Raw genomic sequence first — 16,569 nt, 5'->3', positions numbered from 1 at the left:
GTGACGCCACGTCGCAGAGGTGATAAGCCGGCTCACCCGTGCGATCAGGTTGTCATGTCGAGCCCTGCATCCAAGCCCGAACCGGGCGAGAAGCCCAAACCTCCGCGAAGGCCTCAACCCGGGGACAACCGCCGCGGCGCCATCGCCGGCCTGTTCATCGCGCTTCTGATCATCGGAATCGGCTGGTGGCTCGCCCGCGATCTCACCTCGGCCAGCAAGATGCAGGACTGCCTGATGTCGGGGCGGAGCAATTGCAACGTCATCGAGCCGGCGCGCTAACGGCGGTCCGGCACCACCGGTTGCAGCCCCATGGGACCGAAAAATTGCCGTGATCTTAATCATTTGTAACGGGACTTGGCCCATCACTTTGGTCCATCACTTGGCCGATCAAGTAGGTCAGTCATGTCAGCCGGCATCACCCCGGCCGCGAGGCGAATCGTCTATCGCGCGGGGGACGACGGCAAGCGAGAGAGTAGGGGGCAAGCACGCATGAGTGCGTCCAGCCGCAAGACAATCATCATTCCCTTGGTTTCGGCCATGTCACTGCTCGCGCTGTCGGCGCAGGCGCAGGACAGGCCGAGGGACGCCGGCCAGTTGCCGGACCGGCCTGCCGCCGGCGCGCCGGCCCAGACCAATCCGAACATGCGCAAGGGCCCACCGCCGCAGCAGGCGGCCCGGGCCGCGCAGCCGCCCGGCGGCGGCCAGCCTCACGCTGGCGGCCCCAGTCCGTACCACGCCGGCGGCCCGCCGCCCGGCCGCAACTATGCGCGCGGCCCGGCGCCGGCGCGTGATTGGGGCGGACATGCCTATCGCGGCAACCTCGCCTGGGAGGGTGGGCGCTGGCGTCACGAAGTCCATAACGGCCGCTCCGGCTGGTGGTGGGATGTCGGCGGCGTCTGGTATTATTATCCGCAGCGGATGGCCGGCCCGCCCGCCTACATCTCGGAGGAGTATTATGACGACGTGCCGGTGGCCTATGCCCCGGCGCCGCCTCCGGTCGCCTATGAACAGCCACCTCCGCCGCCGCCGGCCGATCCGGGCGCAAGCGCGCTGGGCGGGGCCATTGTCGGCGGCGTGCTCGGCGGCCTGATCTCGGGCAACGCAACGGGGGCAGCCGCAGGTGCGGTTCTCGGCGGCGCCACCGGCGCGATCGCCGGCGCGACGGCCGCCTCGCGGCCGGGCTACTATCTGGCCGAGGGCAATTGCTACTACCGCTATCCAAACGGGCAGTATGTGCAGGCCGATCCGCGCGCGTGCTACTGAGCCTCCATGCAGGATCTGAAGCGAAGGCGGGCAAAAGCCCGCCTTTTTGCTTGCCGGTGGGTTGCGCGGATGAGGGCTGATCGCCCGCGCGTCAAGTTACCAGCCAGTTGAAGAATGCCATTGCGCCCCAGACCAGGCCTGCGATCCAGGCCAGCGTCACGAGACCGATCGTCGCAAGGCACGCGATGCCAAACAGGTCGGACCGCTGTCGTTGTGCCGGGGCCCTGGGTTCGGCGGTTGCTTGCTGTGTCATGACGGGAAAGACCTCTCACGCCGTCTCGCGCTTCCTGGGACGCGCTGAGGTGCTGTTTAGCGCGAGACGCCGTGCGCAGGCTGTGACGCAATTCACAGATGGCGCGGAGTGAAGCGGGGTCCTTTCGCCGTCGATGAGGACGAAACCGCGAGTGCAAATCCCCTGGGGCGACAATCAAGGGTGTCTGAACGGCTATAACAACGTCGGTCCTCCGCAATCATACGGACGAAATGCCACGCCCTTGTCCACATCGAGCGGCTAAACTCGGACTCATGTTCAACAAGTACGACCCGCAGCACGAAGCCGAGGCCGCAATGAAGCGCGCCGCAGCGGCCGAAGGCGCCGACCGGCAGCGGCTGATCGAACTCGCCATCGCCTGGCATCAGCTTGCCCGCGAGCGGCGCGACGACGAGCCCGCGGACTAGCGGTCGCGCGCGCAATCAGCGCTACGCGCAACTCCCCGTTAATTTTTGCGCAGCGCTGATTTTCGCGGTCTCGATTCGTGCTTTGCGAACGAAGCGGAGTCGGACCGTGAACAAACAAAAAGCTCCGAAGGGGCGTTGGTGTTGTCACGCAGCTTCCGACTTCGGGACCGCGTCGGCATTGACCGAAAGCTTGACGACATCGCCCTCGACCGCACCGACATATTTCGTGTCGATGTAGTGGTGGTGGTCCTTGTGGCCCTCCGGGCTGTCCTTGCGGGTCAGCTTGATGCGGTTGCCCTCGACGCGGTCGACGGTGCCGACATGCGCGCCGTCCTTGCCGATGATTTTCATGTGTTCCCTGATTTCCGACATGATGTCCTCCTTGCGCAGTTCCAACGATGCAGACGCATCTTCGTTGCACCGTAGCGCGCCGCAGTTTGGACCCCGCAGGCGCGCCGGACGTTGAAGGGAGAGTTGCAGCTGACAACCGTCGTATGGAGACCATCAAGGCCTATCTGGAGCGGAAGCGCGATGAACTCGGGTTGCTGAATGGCTGCCTGAGCACCCCGCGGCACGTGCCGTGCCCGCGCTCGGTGGACGAGGTCATCAGGACGAAATTCCAGCTGACCGCGGCATTGCGCGCGGAGCACGCGCTGCACGACTGGAAGGCGACGGAGACATCCTGGTCGGCCACGGCGTCTCCGACCAGCGGCCCGTTCACCTTCAGCTACGACTACCAGCGCGCGGATCTGAAGGTGAACGGTCCCTCGTTTTATGAACGCGAGCATGGCTGCAGCAGCGAGACGATCTATACCGCCTCCGGCATGGCCGCGATCTCGGCGCTGCTCCTTGCCGTCACCCGGATCGTGGCGGGCGCCGACATCCTGGTCCTGCCGGGCTCCTACGGCGAGACGCTGGAGCTGATCGACCGCTTGGTCCCGGAGCTGCGGCTCGTCACGTTGAGCTTGACGCTGGGCGATGCCCTGGCTGGCGCCGGCGCGCCGCGAATCCTCCTGCTGGATTCCTGCGTCTCTGCCGGCGCGTTCGAAGCGGCGCTGCGCTGCGAGGGTTCGGGTCTCGATCTCCTGATCTTCGACACGACATGCTTTGCCGGCCGATCGGGTCGTATCCGGCGTGTCCTGCGCTGGGCAAGGCGAAGCGGAATACCCGTCGTGATGGTGCGAAGCCACACCAAGCTCGATTCGCTCGGCGCGGAATACGGCCGGCTCGGCTCCGCGGTGTTCGTCCGCGGGAGCGAGGAGGGCGCCGGGCGATCGTTGTCCGAGCGCCTCGCAGCGGAGACGCGTGACGTCGTGCGGCTCCTCGGCAGCGCGGCGTTGCCGGCGCATTTTCCGCCCTTCGTGGGCACGCCGGATTATTGGGCCTTAACGAAGCGGCGCGTCGCCGCCATCCTGCGCAACGGCCGCCACGCGGCCCGGCTTTTCGCGCGCGAGCTTGCCTTGCTCTCGGCCGAACTCCACTTCACCCACGGCCTCTATGTCACGCTCCGCAGCAGGCACCCTCTCGATGAAGCCGGCGCGCGCCACGCCGCAGAAGCGATGAGCCGCGATCTCGGCCGGGATGGCTTCCCGATCCGCCACGCGGGCAGCTTCGGCTTCGACTTCGCCGCGACGGAATGGTTTCACAACGCGACCACCGATGAGTACAGCGTCCGGGTGGCGGTGCCGGATCTGCCAACGGAGCTCTGGAATGATCTGGCCGCGGCGATTGCGGGTTGGTGGCGGACGCATCAGCCGGTGACCGGGGAATGAGGCGCAGGCGCGGCGCACCTTGATCAATCGATCGCCAGGCACTGCTCCAAACGCTGCTTTTCCGAGCGCGGCTTCTGGTGGACGCCCCGCGACCACGCCTGAACGGCGAAGGCGAGCACCTGCTGGCGCGCCACGGCGTCAGTAACGGATGCCCGCGCCGTCTCGACGCGCCTTGCGATCGCGCCGGTGTTCACGTCGACGCCTGCGTCGATTGCCAAAAATGATATCGCGATCACGGCCACCGCAGATGCGATTGCCATTCTCGTCCACTCGGATGGTGGCATCGAGGTCCTTATTGGGCGCACGTCGCCCGGCGAATAGATAGGACTGATGGGCCCGGTGCAAAGGCTCGCCACGCGTTCGTGAAGGACGATGGATTGACAATTGAGCGTCGTGGGATGGCCGATCGTCAGATGGCTCGTCGGCAAGAAGTCGGAATAGACGGCTTGGATTTTCGAGCAGGGCGAATCGGGATAGTCGACGGCGCGGGCAATTTCTTCAGCCCCCGGCAGATGCTCGGCGGCTCGCTTGAGCCGCACAATTCGGCAGATGGCCAACACGAAGAACGGGTGAATGACGCGCTCCAGAGGCTCGCCTGTTCGCTCCGGCGAGCCTCGTTCAAGACAACAAGGCCGAGGCGCCGTGTGCGATCCGTACGGATTCAACGGGAAGGCGGTCAGGAAGGTGGGCAGCAGCCGTAAGAAGGTTGAGTGGCGGCTGGGGCCATGAGGAGGCGAGTGGGCGAGGAATTGCGCGCCCGCGTGCTGATCGAGCGCCCGGAGAGGCGGCCCCGGATCTCGCGGTTGCGGGGGTATGGCCGGGGCCACTCGGCCGGCTCGGCGGCGAGCCCGGTTCCTTCGAAGGAGACCGGGGGCCAGTTCGGATAGTCCGGAATGGGTGCCTCTTCTGGGCGCTCGCTATTTCCGGTCCAGCTTCGTAAGGTTCGGCTGCCTCTCCGGGCTCAACAACCCAGACCCTCGCCCGGAGGGCGGCCTCGCCATGCCGTGGCGGGGCCGTTGCGCGTGCTGGGACGGCTAATCTAATTGGCTAGGAACCATTAGCGTATTGCAGCGTCGGTTTGTGCCCCCAGCCGAAAAGGTAGCCCCCCCGACTGCTGGAGGAAAACCCGCATCAGACGGGTTGGCGGCCCCCACTCGGGGCCGTTTAATTTTCAGCGCTCGTAGGATGAGCTAACCTAACCTCTCAATGAGCGCACGAACGACGCGCTGCTTTCCGCCTCAGCCGGCGCAGCGCTGCCAAGAGAGATTGGCGTGTAAAGCAGGTCGCTGCCTCAGTAAGCGGCTTCATAAACATTTAAGAACATGCATAAATGCTGGGTTAGTGATTTTAGTTTTGTCGTAAAGGTATTTCCGAATGGCACTAGCAGCCGACCATCATGATCTGTTTCGTCTGATCCTGGCATTTCAGAAGATTAAAGACCCGCACCTGCGCCGAATGGTTCTTCAGCATGTAGAGAAGCTGGAAGAGCAGCAGACGACGAGGCGGGAAGATCATCCGTCAGCCCAGGATGATCTGAGGGTGCACCCCGAGTGTTTTGATGCTGATGCGGTAACCAAGAGCGGTATCGCACAGACAGAGCCGGACCTTGCCGTCATCGAGCCTAGCCTTCAAACGTTAGCCGGTCCGGTTTCAGGATAGAACGGCCAGATCGAAACACGGGTCGTGTCCGCAAGCTGGCCTGGAGTTATGTTCTGGCCGATTTTTCGAACTGGAGAATTCTAGCGTGGCTTTGGGTACTGTTAAGTGGTTCAATGCGACCAAAGGATACGGATTTATTCAGCCGGATGATGGTGGTCCTGACGTGTTCGTCCACATCTCGGCAGTTCAAAAGGCTGGCTATAATGGTCTCGCTGAAGGGGCCAAAGTCAGTTACGAACTGGTGACGGGTCGGAGTGGTAAAGTGTCCGCCGATAATCTACGGATCGGCTGAGGCGGCCCTCCGGCAGCCCGATATTCCGTCGATTCACATTCGTTATAGTTGGAACCGGCGATGTCGGGATAACTCGGCAATGCCGGGGCTGGCGAAGGCATTTCATTCCGGAATTATTGAGCCCGGCACGGTGAGGGGCCGCTGTCCAAAAGCAGCGGTCCTTCTTCTTTGCGTCATTTACGGTGCATCGGAACCGACTGACATTTGCTGAGTTTCTGCTCGCATCTGTTCCCAACACCGGATGGCCCAGTAAGGCCCAAGCCGGGCGCCCTACACCCGCTTGGGCCTTCCTTTTGCCTCCGGGACAATCTGGCACAAACTGCATAGCCGGCCCGACTTAACCCAGGTTAAGATGGGGCATGGGCGGAGAACTACTACTGCGTGTGCTTGCCATTGGCGCGGGTGTTTTCACCTTGGCCGCAGCAACGGCGCTAATCTTTAGCCTTTGATTTATCTCAAGTAGCGCGCGCGAGCCGCCCGCATCCTCCATCCCTTGGGAGGCGACAATGCGGCCCTGGATGTTGCATGCGCTGGCGTGGGGGGCGGCCGCCGTGGGGCTGGCAGCCATCATTTCCATGAGCATGTAGGGACCGGCCGCGACGCACATTTATTCAATTTTATGAGCGACCACGTTGGAGAACTGGCCAGTGAAATCGTGGCTTTCGCCAACCTGCCGGGCACTGACGGGCCTTTCAATGCAGCGATGCAAAGAACTCGTTTCGCAAGTGTCGCTTGATGTTCTCGGGGTGACGCTCACCCTGGGCAGCGAGCTTGAGCACGCGCTCGGCGACCTCTGATGCGGTCCGCTGATGTTGAAGGGTGAATTCCGGGCTGGAAAGGACTTCGTCCAAAACATCACGAAGCATTTGCACGGTGGCCGCGTCGTAAGCCATGAGCCAGATCCTAATGGTTTGAGCCTCAAAAGCGGTGCCGAGCTTGAAATACGCGTCTCGGCAGCGCCATTTTCGCACTGAGCGCTGAAATCTCAGTTGGCGTTTAGGATGCAACGGCTATGCCACAGCGTTATGACATCGAAAATTCTGTCGATGTGGGTACCATCGTGATCGAGGCGTGTACCGCAATGGCGCGACGCTGAACGTCAAGGAAGATCGCGGAAGCAACGTGATTGGAGACATTTACGCGCCGACGACGTCTAGGCGATTTTAGCGACATCCTTCATGCGGCCATCTGAACGGCCTCGGGACCATCGGTTGATTGGTGTTTCGACGTAGCGCCACGACAATGCGGCCAGCGTCCAGATGATGGCAAATGCGGTCCAGCGCCAAACCTCGCCAAGATCACGGTGAAGGTTGAGGTTGTCGTTGCCGGTAAGCCATGGGGACAGGCAAACAATCGGCCAGTGGATCAGGTAAAACCCGTAAGAGACGTCACCGAATTTCACGAAGAGCTTCGGCACGATTGGCATAATGGCGAGGCCTGCTACCGCGATTCCGCAAGCGAGCGGCGTCGGGATGCGGGCTGGTAGCCAGTGATGTCCGCTGATGAAGACGCCAAATGCAAACGCTAGAAGAAATGATGACGTATAGAGATCATTGATTACCCTGGATTTTGGAAGGCGGATGGCGACCATATAGGCGGCGACACCTGCGCCGAATGCGGCATGCTTTTCGGTGATGAAGCGGCTTACTATGGCGTTGTGCGGATCTAGAACGTTCCACAGCACAAAGGATGTCGCGCAGTAGGCCAACAATGCTGCGGGCCCTCCTCGCGGCAGGATCAATGCAGCGATCATGTAGAATGCGACCTCGTATTCGAGCGTCCAACCTACCGAGTTGATCGGCGCGAATTGCGGGAAGATCAGCAGCGATTTGATAATGTGGAGCGGATCGGCGTCATCAGAAATCCGTATGCCTGAAACGACGAAGACCACAATGAAAAGCGTCACCAGAGCGTTCAACGGGTAGATGCGAAAGAAGCGCTTCCACAGAAACTCTCCGGTTTCAAAGTCGCTGGCCGATGCGACGTGGCAAACGATAAAGCCGCTGATTGCAAAGAACAGGTCGACGCCGCTGGCTCCATGCCGGGCTAACCAGTCGAACGTCAGGAGGTGCTGCGGATTGAAGTTCGACAACGCAATGTAGGAATGGAAGTAGAAGACAGAAACGGCGGCAATAGCGCGCCCGGCCTGGATGCCGGGTAGTCTTGAATTTGGTTCCATTGCGTTCTCGTGTGCCCCAAGGCCTCTGGTGTATCGCAGGTTGCTTCGCAACATCAACGTTCGTCCGTCATTTTCCTCAAGCAAACACCAGAGGTTCCACATGCTCGAACTGCATGGCATTTTGCGTGGACCGTGCCGCCGGCGCCGGATGCTGGCTGCGTGGTCCAGGTCCAGACGCGCTTGCGCGAGCTGGGCTATTCCGATGCGGCGCGGTCGATGGCCAGCTGGAGCCGAAGGGGCGGACCGAGGCCGCGTGCATGGTTCGCGAAGGATTACTCCCGCAGGTCGATGCCTTCGTCGGTCTCGCGGAAGGCCGCACCTTCGCGAAAGTCCTCGAGGACGATGTAGAAGCCCCTGTCGAGCCGATTGTTCGGGATGATCGACGGCGGGGCGATACGTAGAACTCCACTGACCGGAGTCAAGCGAATCGGAACTCGCGGATTCATCCCTGCGTTGCCGCGAGCCCAAGCCGACCCGGCTGGATGAGGCGCGTCGCATCGTTGAGGAGTGCGCCGCGGATATTGCGCGGTACGAACGGCCCCGGGCATCTCTGGGGCTGGAGCCGAGACGCGCCGAGACCGCCCGACGCACCAGACTAAATGCGGCGCGCCGTTGGCATCCTCCCGCTCGGGATTCACTTCCGCAGTCCAAAAAGATACAGTGTCCCAAATTTAATGAGCGACTGTCCTGACAGGACCGCACGGGATTACGAGGTGCGCTCCGAAGCGAAGAAAGCGTGCCGCTCGGCTTCCGCAGTGAAGAAGGCGGTCAAGAAGGCAAGAAGGTTGAGGGCGACGGCTCGGCGGATGAGACGCCATCGCTGTCAGTTCCAGCCCGCTCTCCCTCGGGCTGGAGCGTTCTCTTTATACGTTTGATCCTCGGACGGCGGCTCAGGGTGCCAGATATGCGGGTAGGCTGCCTGAGCGGCTCTTCCGATCGCGCGATTTGCTTCACCGCTTGCTTCAAAATTGAACTTTGCGGAATGAGGGCAGTCCTATTTCATCTTGCGCCAGGCAAGTAGGAACAATCAGTGTAATTGCCGCAACGGTTTGGTGGCGCCAGCCGAGCTGGCGGGCTTGCGCCCTAGTAGCGGTCATAATACCCAGGTGCGTACCTATGCCGGTGGGGTCGGTAATAGCCGTCGCCGTAGCCGTATGGGGCATAACGAGGTCTCGCGTAGGCGCCGGGAGCGTGATAGTCGTTCGGATAGCAGCGACCGTTCGAATAGTTGTAGTCGTAGCCATGCGGACACGCGCCGCCTCTTCCCGGGAATTGCACCTGTTGAACTTGGGCTTCCTGCGCAGGCGCGGCCGCCATCGGTCCAAGGGCAGCCAACGACAGAATTGCAGCTTGAATAAGCACCGTTTCTCTCCCTCTTGGTCCATCTGTAACGAAGGGCAAGGAAGCGAGTTCCTGCGGCGATGCTTATAGGACGCTAACGCACAACCGCCATTGAACGAAACATTCACTTGCGGTTCACACGACGTGTGACGCTGGCACCTCGTTCGCGTGGCCCGGCGGCACCAGCCCACATGGGTGCCGCTCTCGTGCTGATCGAGCCAGCCGCGCTCGATCGCAAACTTGAGGCCGGCGACGAATTCGGCGCCGGTCGCGTTGCAGCCGTTCCGCGAGAGAAATGGCGCGTTGATCTTCTCGATGCGGATGCGGCCGTCCTGGACCGGTTCGACGGCAGCGGCGAGCTTGAGGAGCTTGGGATCGGCGATGCCACCTCGCGGCATTGCGTCTTGCGCCGAGATGCGCTGTGGCCGCAGCGATAGCAGCGCAGAAGACCGGGACGCCGCGCAAGCCCATCTCGCGCATTTCGCCGAACGTGATCTTGATCTGGCGACTATCGGGGTGCGTCGGTGTGTGGCGTCGTGCAGGGCGGGACATAACGCTATCGAAGCGCGGCGTCAGCGAGAGTCAAATTGTCAATCACTTGCGGCTGGGAACGCTCGCAGACCGCGATCCCTCGCCATGCAACTGCTCGGGGTAGCCGAAGCTATCCTGGTGCAGCGCGATCGCGATCCGAAAAGTCCTATGGCTGCGGGCCGGTCCCGGAGATCATCCGCAACGTAGTCAAATCCCTCGATTGGTTGAGCGGTCCAACACCGATCGGCAAGGCCGCCGCTGAGGGGCGCCGTCGCAGGAGATCACGGCCATGAAAGATGCAACGAACCTGCCGGACACGTTCGGGCTGCCGTGATCTGCGGCGTGACGCGCGGCGGTCAGACGCACTGGCTATTACGTCAATCTGGCGGACCTGGTCGCCTCGGAAGCGTTTGCAGGTCAACTGCCAACTCATGCCTCCTCTGGCAATCTGAACTGATGCAGCACGGGGAGGCCCGCCGGTTCAGGCTGGCGGGCTGCGCCGTTTCAAGAGATTAGAAGAAGGCAAGTAATCCCGGCGACCATGACGTCAAAGCCGGTCAATGCGACGAGGACAAAGGCTCGCTCGATGCTGTCCATGGACTTCCCCCACTCATACGCGCATTCCCAAGACGCGAGGCTACATTGCCGACGTACCGAATCAATTCCATTGTCAACCTGCTGCACGCACGGGGCTGTGGATAGCGGGGGCAACGGCAGTGGCGAAGCAGTTTGGGGCCGCTAGAGTTTCTCGTCCTATCGTGGGGGACCCAGTCTGGTCCCGGTCGAAGTCCGGGATCTCGGCCGCGCTGCGGCCTTCAGTTCGTCAGCCGGCGCATCTCATGCAGGCGGGCCAGGCAAAACTCGCGATACAGGCTATCAATGAATGTCCACATGGCAATCCCCTGAGTCCAATGAGGGGGACGCTAGGCCGGCTGTGTTTCGGGGACATTTCGTGGCACTCGGGAAATGGCTTCGTGAGCGAGGTTGGGGAACGGCGAACAAATCACGAAGCTCGTTTGCATCCGTGTTGCGCGGGATGGATTGCACGGGTTGGTAACGGCTTGATTTTGCTTGTTGCAGCTTGCAGCGCCGCGCAACACGAAATTGTCCTGAGAACGAAGCCGATACCGCGCCAAGATATTGATATATGAGGAGAAACACTGGCGATCCCGGCAGGACTCGAACCTGCAACCCGCGGAGTAGAAATCCGCTACTCTATCCAGTTGAGCTACGGGACCGTCTTGGGCCGCCCGGGTCGGGCGGCTGGCCGTTCATCTAGCATGCCAATATGAAAAATCTCGTGTTTCGCCAAGTCTGAACCGAACCGTTTTCCTCAATGCCGCGACAAAGCGGAACGGTGGGGTGTCAGGGTGCCGGGTTGAGCGGCAGCGGACTGGACGATGGATCACATCGCCGGGAACGCTGAACAGCTTCCGGGACACGGCCGCCGGACGACTGGCTAGGTGTTGCTGCGCCATCAGGACGGCGTGCGCGGCGGTGTCTCGGCCGGTCTCCTCTGGGCCTGCCTTTGTCATGGCGAATGCGACGTTTTACATCTCTGGTTCCATCGCCTTGTGTCCGTCACCTTTCCGCGCATTTCTTGCGACAAGCGGCGTTCGTCCGCGATTTCCGGGAGTCCATCCATGATCGGTCTCGTTCGCGCCGTCACAATCTGCGCCGCGCTGGCGCTCGGCCTTAACGCGGCGCAGGCCGCCGACAAGGCCTTCAAACGCGACGATCTCGCCGATTCCGCGATCAAGCTGGAGGCGCAGATCAAGAGCGAGGCGGGCCCGGTCGCCAAGACCAACGCAACGCTTCGCACGGATGCCGACGCCGCCTTCAAGCGCAACGATTACCGCACCGGCCTGTCGGTGCTCGGCCAGATTGCGGCCACCACGCCTGACGATGCCGGCAACTGGCTGCGGCTCGCCAAGGTGATCTTCCAGATCTGGCCGAAGAACTCGAGCGAGCAGACCTTCCTGCTGGAGCGCGCCTCGACCGCGGCCTACATCGCCTACATGCGCGCAGGCAATCCGGGCGAGGAGGCCGACGCGCTCGCCGTGCTCGGCAAGTCTCTGGCCGAACGCAAGCTGTGGCGGCCGGCGCTGGATTCGCTGCGGCTGTCGCTCGATCTGCGCGAGGTCGCCGATGTCCGCGGCCAATATGAGAAGCTGCGCGACGAGCACGGTTTCCGGCTGCTCGACTACACCGTGGACTCGGATTCGGCGAGCCCGCGCGCCTGCTTCCAGTTCTCGGAGGAACTCGCCAAGCGCACCGACTTCGCGCCGTACCTCGCCCTCGCAGGGCAGGACAAGCCGGCGCTGTCGGCGGAAGGCAAGCAGCTCTGTGTCGACGGTCTGAAGCACGGCGAACGCTACAATATCAACCTGCGCGCCGGCCTGCCGTCCACGGTGAAGGAGGGCCTGCCGAAATCGGCCGAGTTCAACGTCTATGTGCGCGACCGCAAGCCCTTCGTGCGCTTCACCAGCCGGGCCTATGTGCTGCCCCGGACCGGCCAGCGCGGCATTCCCGTGGTCAGCGTCAACACGCCCGCGGTCAACATCAGCGTCTTCCGGATCGGCGACCGGAACCTCATCAACACGGTGGTCGACAGCGATTTCCAGAAGACGCTGACCAAATACCAGCTCAGCAATCTCGGCGACGAGCGCGGCGTGAAGGTCTGGTCGGGCGAGCTTTCAACCGCGATGACGCTCAATCAGGACGTCACCACAGCATTCCCGGTCGACCAGGCGCTCGGCGAGCTTCAGCCTGGCGTCTACGTGATGAACGCCGCGGCCAAGGGCCCGGGCTCGGACGACGAGTACCAGCTCGCCACGCAATGGTTCATCGTCTCCGACCTCGGCGTCACCGCGTATTCCGGCAATGACGGCATCCACGTCTTCGTCAACTCGCTGGCCTCGACCGATCCGGTCGGCAAGGCCGAGGTGCGGCTGGTTGCCCGCAACAACGAGATCCTCGCGACGCGCAAGACCGACGAGTCCGGTCACGTGCTGTTCGAGGCGGGCCTTGCGCGCGGCGATGGCGGCCTGTCGCCGGCGATGCTCACGGTCACCGGCGAGAAGGCCGACTACGCCTTCCTGAGCCTGAAGACGTCCGCCTTCGATCTCTCCGACCGCGGCGTTTCGGGGCGCGCGGTGCCCGCGGGCGCCGATGCCTTCGTCTACGCCGAGCGCGGCGTTTATCGTTCCAGCGAGACCGTCTTCCTCACAGCGCTCTTGCGCGACGGGCAGGGCAACGCCGTGACCGGTAGTCCCATGACGCTGGTGGTCGAGCGCCCCGACGGCGTCGAATACCGCCGCGCGGTGCTGCCCGACCAGGGCGCCGGCGGCCGCACACTGTCCGTGCCGCTCAACTCGGCCGTGCCGACCGGCACCTGGCGGGTCCGCGCCTTCACCGACCCGAAGGGCGCGTCGGTCGGCGAAACCACCTTCATGGTCGAAGACTACGTTCCGGATCGGATCGAATTCGACTTGTCGGCCAAGGACAAGCTGATCAAAGCCAACGCTCCGGTGGAGCTTAAGGCGGACGGTCATTTCCTCTATGGCGCGCCGGCCTCGGGCCTTGCGCTCGAAGGCGACATGCTGGTCGCGCCTGCGGCCGAACGGCCCGGCTTTGCCGGCTACCAGTTCGGCGTTGCCGATGAGGAGACCACCTCGAACGAGCGCACGCCGCTGGAGAATCTGCCGGAGGCCGATGCCAACGGCGTCGCCACCTTCCCGGTGACGCTGGACAAGCAGCCGGCCTCGACGCGGCCGCAGGAGGCGCAGATCTTCGTCCGGATGGTCGAGACCGGCGGCCGCGCCGTCGAGCGCAAGATCGTGCTGCCGGTCGCGCCCGCTGCCGCGCAGATCGGCATCAAGCCGCTGTTCGGCGACAAGAACGTCGCCGAGGGTGACAAGGCCGAGTTCGACGTCGTCTTCGTCTCGCCCGAGGGCCAGAGGTTGCACCGCGACGGCCTGCGCTACGAGCTGCTGAAGATGGAGTCGCGCTACCAGTGGTATCGCCAGAACAATTACTGGGAGTACGAGCCCGTCAAGTCGACCTCGCGCGTCGCCGACGGTGACGTCACGATTGCAGCCGACAAGCCGGCGCGGATCTCGCTCAGCCCGCAGCCCGGGCGTTACCGGCTGGATGTGAAGTCGAACGATGCCGAGGGCCCCGTGACGTCGGTGCAGTTCGACGTCGGCTGGTACTCCGACGGCAGCGCCGATACGCCGGACCTTTTGGAGACCTCGATCGACAAGCCGCAATATTCCTCCGGCGACACCATGACGGTGTCGGTCAACGTCCGCAGTGCCGGCAAGCTCACCATCAACGTGCTCGGTGACCGCCTGCTGACGACGCAGACCGTCGACGTCAGGGAAGGCACCGCGCAGGTCAAGCTCCCGGTCGGCAAGGACTGGGGCACCGGCGCCTATGTCCTGGCGACGCTACGCCGTCCGCTCGATGCGGCGGCCCAGCGCATGCCGGGCCGCGCGATCGGCCTGAAATGGTTCGGCATCGACAAGCAGACCCGCACGCTTGCAGTGAAGCTGACGCCGCTGGCGCTGATCCGGCCCAATGCGATCTTGAAGATCCCGGTCAAACTCGACGGCCTCAATCCGGGCGAGGACGCCAAGATCGTCATCGCCGCGGTCGATGTCGGCATCCTCAACCTCACCAATTACAAGCCGCCGGCGCCGGATGATTACTATCTCGGCCAGCGTCGCCTGAGCGCGGAGATCCGCGATCTCTATGGCCAGCTCATCGACGGCATGTCGGGCACGCGCGGCCAGATCAAGTCCGGCGGCGACGCCGGAGCTGCGGAGCTGCAGGGCTCGCCGCCCTCGCAAAAGCCGCTGGCGCTCTATTCCGGCATCGTGACCGTCGCCGCCGACGGCACGGCCGAGGTGAGCTTCGACATTCCAGAGTTCGCCGGCACCGCGCGCGTCATGGCGGTGGCCTGGACCGCGACCAAGCTTGGCCGCGCCAGCACCGACGTCGTGATCCGCGACCCCGTGGTGCTGACCACGACGCTGCCGCGCTTCCTGCTCAATGGCGACCACGGCACGGTTAATCTCGAGATCGACAATGTCGAGGGCCAGGCCGGCGACTACGTCATCAACGTCAAGACCGGCGGGCCGGTGAAAATGACCGGCAATCCCGCCACCTCGGTCAGGCTCGCCGCCAAGCAGCGGAATTCGTTCTCGCTCGCGCTCGACGCGACCGCCGCGGGGCAGGCGACGCTCGACGTCGACATCAAGGGGCCGAACGGCCTTGCGCTGGCGCGGCACTATGCGTTCGACGTCAAGGCGGCAACGCAGGTTCTGGCGCGGCGCTCGATCCGGACGCTGGCGAAGGGCGAAAGCCTGACGCTGACCTCGGACATGTTCTCCGACCTCGTGCCGGGCACCGGCAGCGTCTCGGTCTCCGCGAGCCTGTCGACCGCGCTCGATGCGGCGACGATCCTGAAGGCGCTCGACCGCTATCCCTATGGCTGCTCGGAGCAAATCACGAGCCGGGCCATGCCGCTGCTCTATGTCAACGAGCTTGCGGCCGGCGCGCATCTCGCCATGGATACCGAGGTCGACCAGCGCATCCGCGACGCGATCGAGCGGCTGTTGGCCCGCCAGGGCTCGAACGGCTCGTTCGGCCTGTGGTCGGCTGGCGGCGATGACGCCTGGCTCGACGCCTACGTGACGGACTTCCTCACCCGCGCCCGCGAGAAGGGCTTTGCGGTACCTGACGTGCTGTTCAAGAACGCGCTCGACCGCATCCGCAACGCCGTCGTCAACGGCAACGAGCCGGAGAAGGACGGCGGCCGCGATCTCGCCTACGGCCTCTACGTGCTCGCGCGCAACGGCGCTGCGCCGATTGGCGATCTCCGCTATCTCGCGGACACCAAGCTGAACAACCTTGCGACCCCCATCGCGAAGTCACAGCTTGCCGCCGCGCTTGCCCTGGTCGGCGACCGTAATCGCGCCGAGCGCGTCTATGGCGCGGCGCTCGACAGCCTCGCGCCAAAACCGGTGCTGGAGTTCGGCCGCACCGATTACGGCTCGCAGCTGCGCGATGCCGCAGCGCTGGTCTCGCTTGCGAGCGAGGGCAATGCGCCGAGGGCGACGCTGACGCAGGCGGTGTCGCGGGTCGAGACAGCGCGCGGGCTCACACCCTACACCTCCACGCAGGAGAATGCGTGGCTGGTGCTGGCGGCGCGGGCGCTCGCCAAGGAGAACCTGTCGATCGAGGTCGACGGTCAGCCGGTCAAGACTGCGCTATATCGCAGCTACAAGGCGGACACGATGAGCGGCAAGCCGCTGAAGATCACCAACACCGGCGACGCACCGGTGCAGGCGGTGGTCTCGGTGTCGGGCTCGCCGGTGACGCCGGAACCCGCGGCGTCGAACGGCTTCAAGATCGAGCGCAGCTACTTCACGCTCGACGGCAAGCCCGCCGACATCAGCAAGGTCAACCAGAACCAGCGCTTTGCCGTGGTGCTGAAGGTCACCGAGGCCAAGCCCGAGTACGGCCACATCATGGTGTCCGACTATCTGCCGGCCGGGCTCGAGATCGACAATCCGAAGCTGGTCTCGTCGGGCGACAGTGGCACGCTGGACTGGATCGAGGATGGCGAGGAGCCTGAGGACACCGAGTTCCGCGACGACCGCTTCACCGCCGCCGTCGACCGGGCCTCGGACTCCAAGTCGGTGTTCACGGTCGCCTATGTCGTGCGCGCGGTCTCGCCCGGCAAATACGTGCTGCCGCAGGCCTATGTCGAGGACATGTACAATCCCTCGCGCTATGGCCGCACCGGCACGGGTACGGTCGAGGTGCGGGCGGCGAAGTGAGTGTTG

The 16,569-nt window shown here is 63.5% G+C and carries 14 protein-coding genes, 1 tRNA gene and 1 pseudogene; 9 read left to right on the top strand and 7 right to left on the bottom strand.

The window, feature by feature from the left end; translation table 11 throughout:
* Positions 1 to 54: 54 nt before the first annotated feature.
* Entirely contained in the window at positions 55 to 279 is a 225-nt protein-coding gene (locus ACRQ5Q_RS22800; protein ID WP_439392408.1) for a hypothetical protein, read from the top strand.
* Between the two features lie 210 nt (positions 280 to 489).
* Entirely contained in the window at positions 490 to 1,263 is a 774-nt protein-coding gene (locus ACRQ5Q_RS22795; protein WP_439392407.1) for a hypothetical protein, read from the top strand.
* A 91-nt stretch (positions 1,264 to 1,354) separates the two neighbouring features.
* Here the strand turns inward: ACRQ5Q_RS22795 and ACRQ5Q_RS22790 are convergent, their stop codons facing one another.
* Entirely contained in the window at positions 1,355 to 1,516 is a 162-nt protein-coding gene (locus tag ACRQ5Q_RS22790) for a hypothetical protein (RefSeq protein ID WP_439375433.1), read from the bottom strand.
* Between the two features lie 272 nt (positions 1,517 to 1,788).
* Here ACRQ5Q_RS22790 and ACRQ5Q_RS22785 point away from each other — a divergent pair, with 272 nt between their 5' ends.
* Positions 1,789 to 1,941, top strand: coding sequence for a hypothetical protein (locus ACRQ5Q_RS22785; RefSeq protein ID WP_439375434.1), 153 nt, complete (start codon positions 1,789 to 1,791; stop codon positions 1,939 to 1,941).
* Between the two features lie 144 nt (positions 1,942 to 2,085).
* On the opposite strand, the gene ACRQ5Q_RS22780 is transcribed toward ACRQ5Q_RS22785, so the two are convergent.
* Entirely contained in the window at positions 2,086 to 2,313 is a 228-nt protein-coding gene (locus tag ACRQ5Q_RS22780; protein ID WP_247349066.1) for a DUF2171 domain-containing protein, read from the bottom strand.
* Positions 2,314 to 2,435: 122 nt separating this feature from the next.
* Here ACRQ5Q_RS22780 and ACRQ5Q_RS22775 point away from each other — a divergent pair, with 122 nt between their 5' ends.
* Complete coding sequence (locus ACRQ5Q_RS22775; protein WP_439392406.1) at positions 2,436 to 3,713, top strand: hypothetical protein; 1,278 nt, start codon at positions 2,436 to 2,438, stop codon at positions 3,711 to 3,713.
* A gap of 23 nt (positions 3,714 to 3,736) precedes the next feature.
* Here ACRQ5Q_RS22775 and ACRQ5Q_RS22770 read toward each other — a convergent pair whose 3' ends face one another.
* Positions 3,737 to 4,273 carry a hypothetical protein gene (locus ACRQ5Q_RS22770; protein WP_439392405.1) on the bottom strand — a complete coding sequence of 179 codons (537 nt, stop codon included), beginning with the start codon at positions 4,271 to 4,273 and terminating at the stop codon, positions 3,737 to 3,739.
* 814 nt (positions 4,274 to 5,087) lie between these two features.
* On the opposite strand from ACRQ5Q_RS22770, the gene ACRQ5Q_RS22765 reads away from it, so the two are divergent.
* Together ACRQ5Q_RS22765 and ACRQ5Q_RS22760 are read left to right on the top strand one after the other, a co-directional pair.
* Entirely contained in the window at positions 5,088 to 5,372 is a 285-nt protein-coding gene (locus tag ACRQ5Q_RS22765; RefSeq protein ID WP_439392404.1) for a hypothetical protein, read from the top strand.
* Between the two features lie 85 nt (positions 5,373 to 5,457).
* Positions 5,458 to 5,664 carry a cold-shock protein gene (locus tag ACRQ5Q_RS22760; RefSeq protein WP_439392403.1) on the top strand — a complete coding sequence of 69 codons (207 nt, stop codon included), beginning with the start codon at positions 5,458 to 5,460 and terminating at the stop codon, positions 5,662 to 5,664.
* 692 nt (positions 5,665 to 6,356) lie between these two features.
* Here the strand turns inward: ACRQ5Q_RS22760 and ACRQ5Q_RS22755 are convergent.
* The 3 genes from ACRQ5Q_RS22755 to ACRQ5Q_RS22745 all read right to left on the bottom strand — a co-directional run bounded on the left by ACRQ5Q_RS22755 (position 6,357) and on the right by ACRQ5Q_RS22745 (position 8,265).
* Complete coding sequence (locus ACRQ5Q_RS22755; protein ID WP_439375439.1) at positions 6,357 to 6,557, bottom strand: hypothetical protein; 201 nt, start codon at positions 6,555 to 6,557, stop codon at positions 6,357 to 6,359.
* 260 nt (positions 6,558 to 6,817) lie between these two features.
* Positions 6,818 to 7,843, bottom strand: coding sequence for an acyltransferase family protein (locus ACRQ5Q_RS22750; protein ID WP_439375440.1), 1,026 nt, complete (start codon positions 7,841 to 7,843; stop codon positions 6,818 to 6,820).
* A 272-nt stretch (positions 7,844 to 8,115) separates the two neighbouring features.
* Positions 8,116 to 8,265: a hypothetical protein gene (locus ACRQ5Q_RS22745; RefSeq protein ID WP_439399973.1), complete on the bottom strand. Its 150-nt coding sequence runs from the start codon at positions 8,263 to 8,265 to the stop codon at positions 8,116 to 8,118.
* 279 nt (positions 8,266 to 8,544) lie between these two features.
* On the opposite strand from ACRQ5Q_RS22745, the pseudogene ACRQ5Q_RS22740 reads away from it, so the two are divergent.
* Positions 8,545 to 8,649 (top strand): annotated as a pseudogene (locus tag ACRQ5Q_RS22740) (DUF3606 domain-containing protein); the annotation flags it as partial.
* A 726-nt stretch (positions 8,650 to 9,375) separates the two neighbouring features.
* Positions 9,376 to 9,621, top strand: coding sequence for a hypothetical protein (locus tag ACRQ5Q_RS22735; protein ID WP_439375442.1), 246 nt, complete (start codon positions 9,376 to 9,378; stop codon positions 9,619 to 9,621).
* A gap of 1,255 nt (positions 9,622 to 10,876) precedes the next feature.
* Here ACRQ5Q_RS22735 and ACRQ5Q_RS22730 read toward each other — a convergent pair.
* Positions 10,877 to 10,953, bottom strand: a tRNA-Arg gene (locus ACRQ5Q_RS22730).
* A 405-nt stretch (positions 10,954 to 11,358) separates the two neighbouring features.
* Here ACRQ5Q_RS22730 and ACRQ5Q_RS22725 point away from each other — a divergent pair.
* Complete coding sequence (locus ACRQ5Q_RS22725; protein ID WP_439392402.1) at positions 11,359 to 16,563, top strand: alpha-2-macroglobulin family protein; 5,205 nt, start codon at positions 11,359 to 11,361, stop codon at positions 16,561 to 16,563.
* Positions 16,564 to 16,569 lie beyond the last annotated feature (6 nt).

The organism is Bradyrhizobium sp. PMVTL-01 (genome assembly GCF_051861855.1).
GTDB lineage: Bacteria > Pseudomonadota > Alphaproteobacteria > Rhizobiales > Xanthobacteraceae > Bradyrhizobium.
The sequence above is the reverse complement of the archived record's forward strand: the minus strand, read 5'-3'. Positions and strand labels throughout refer to the sequence as shown.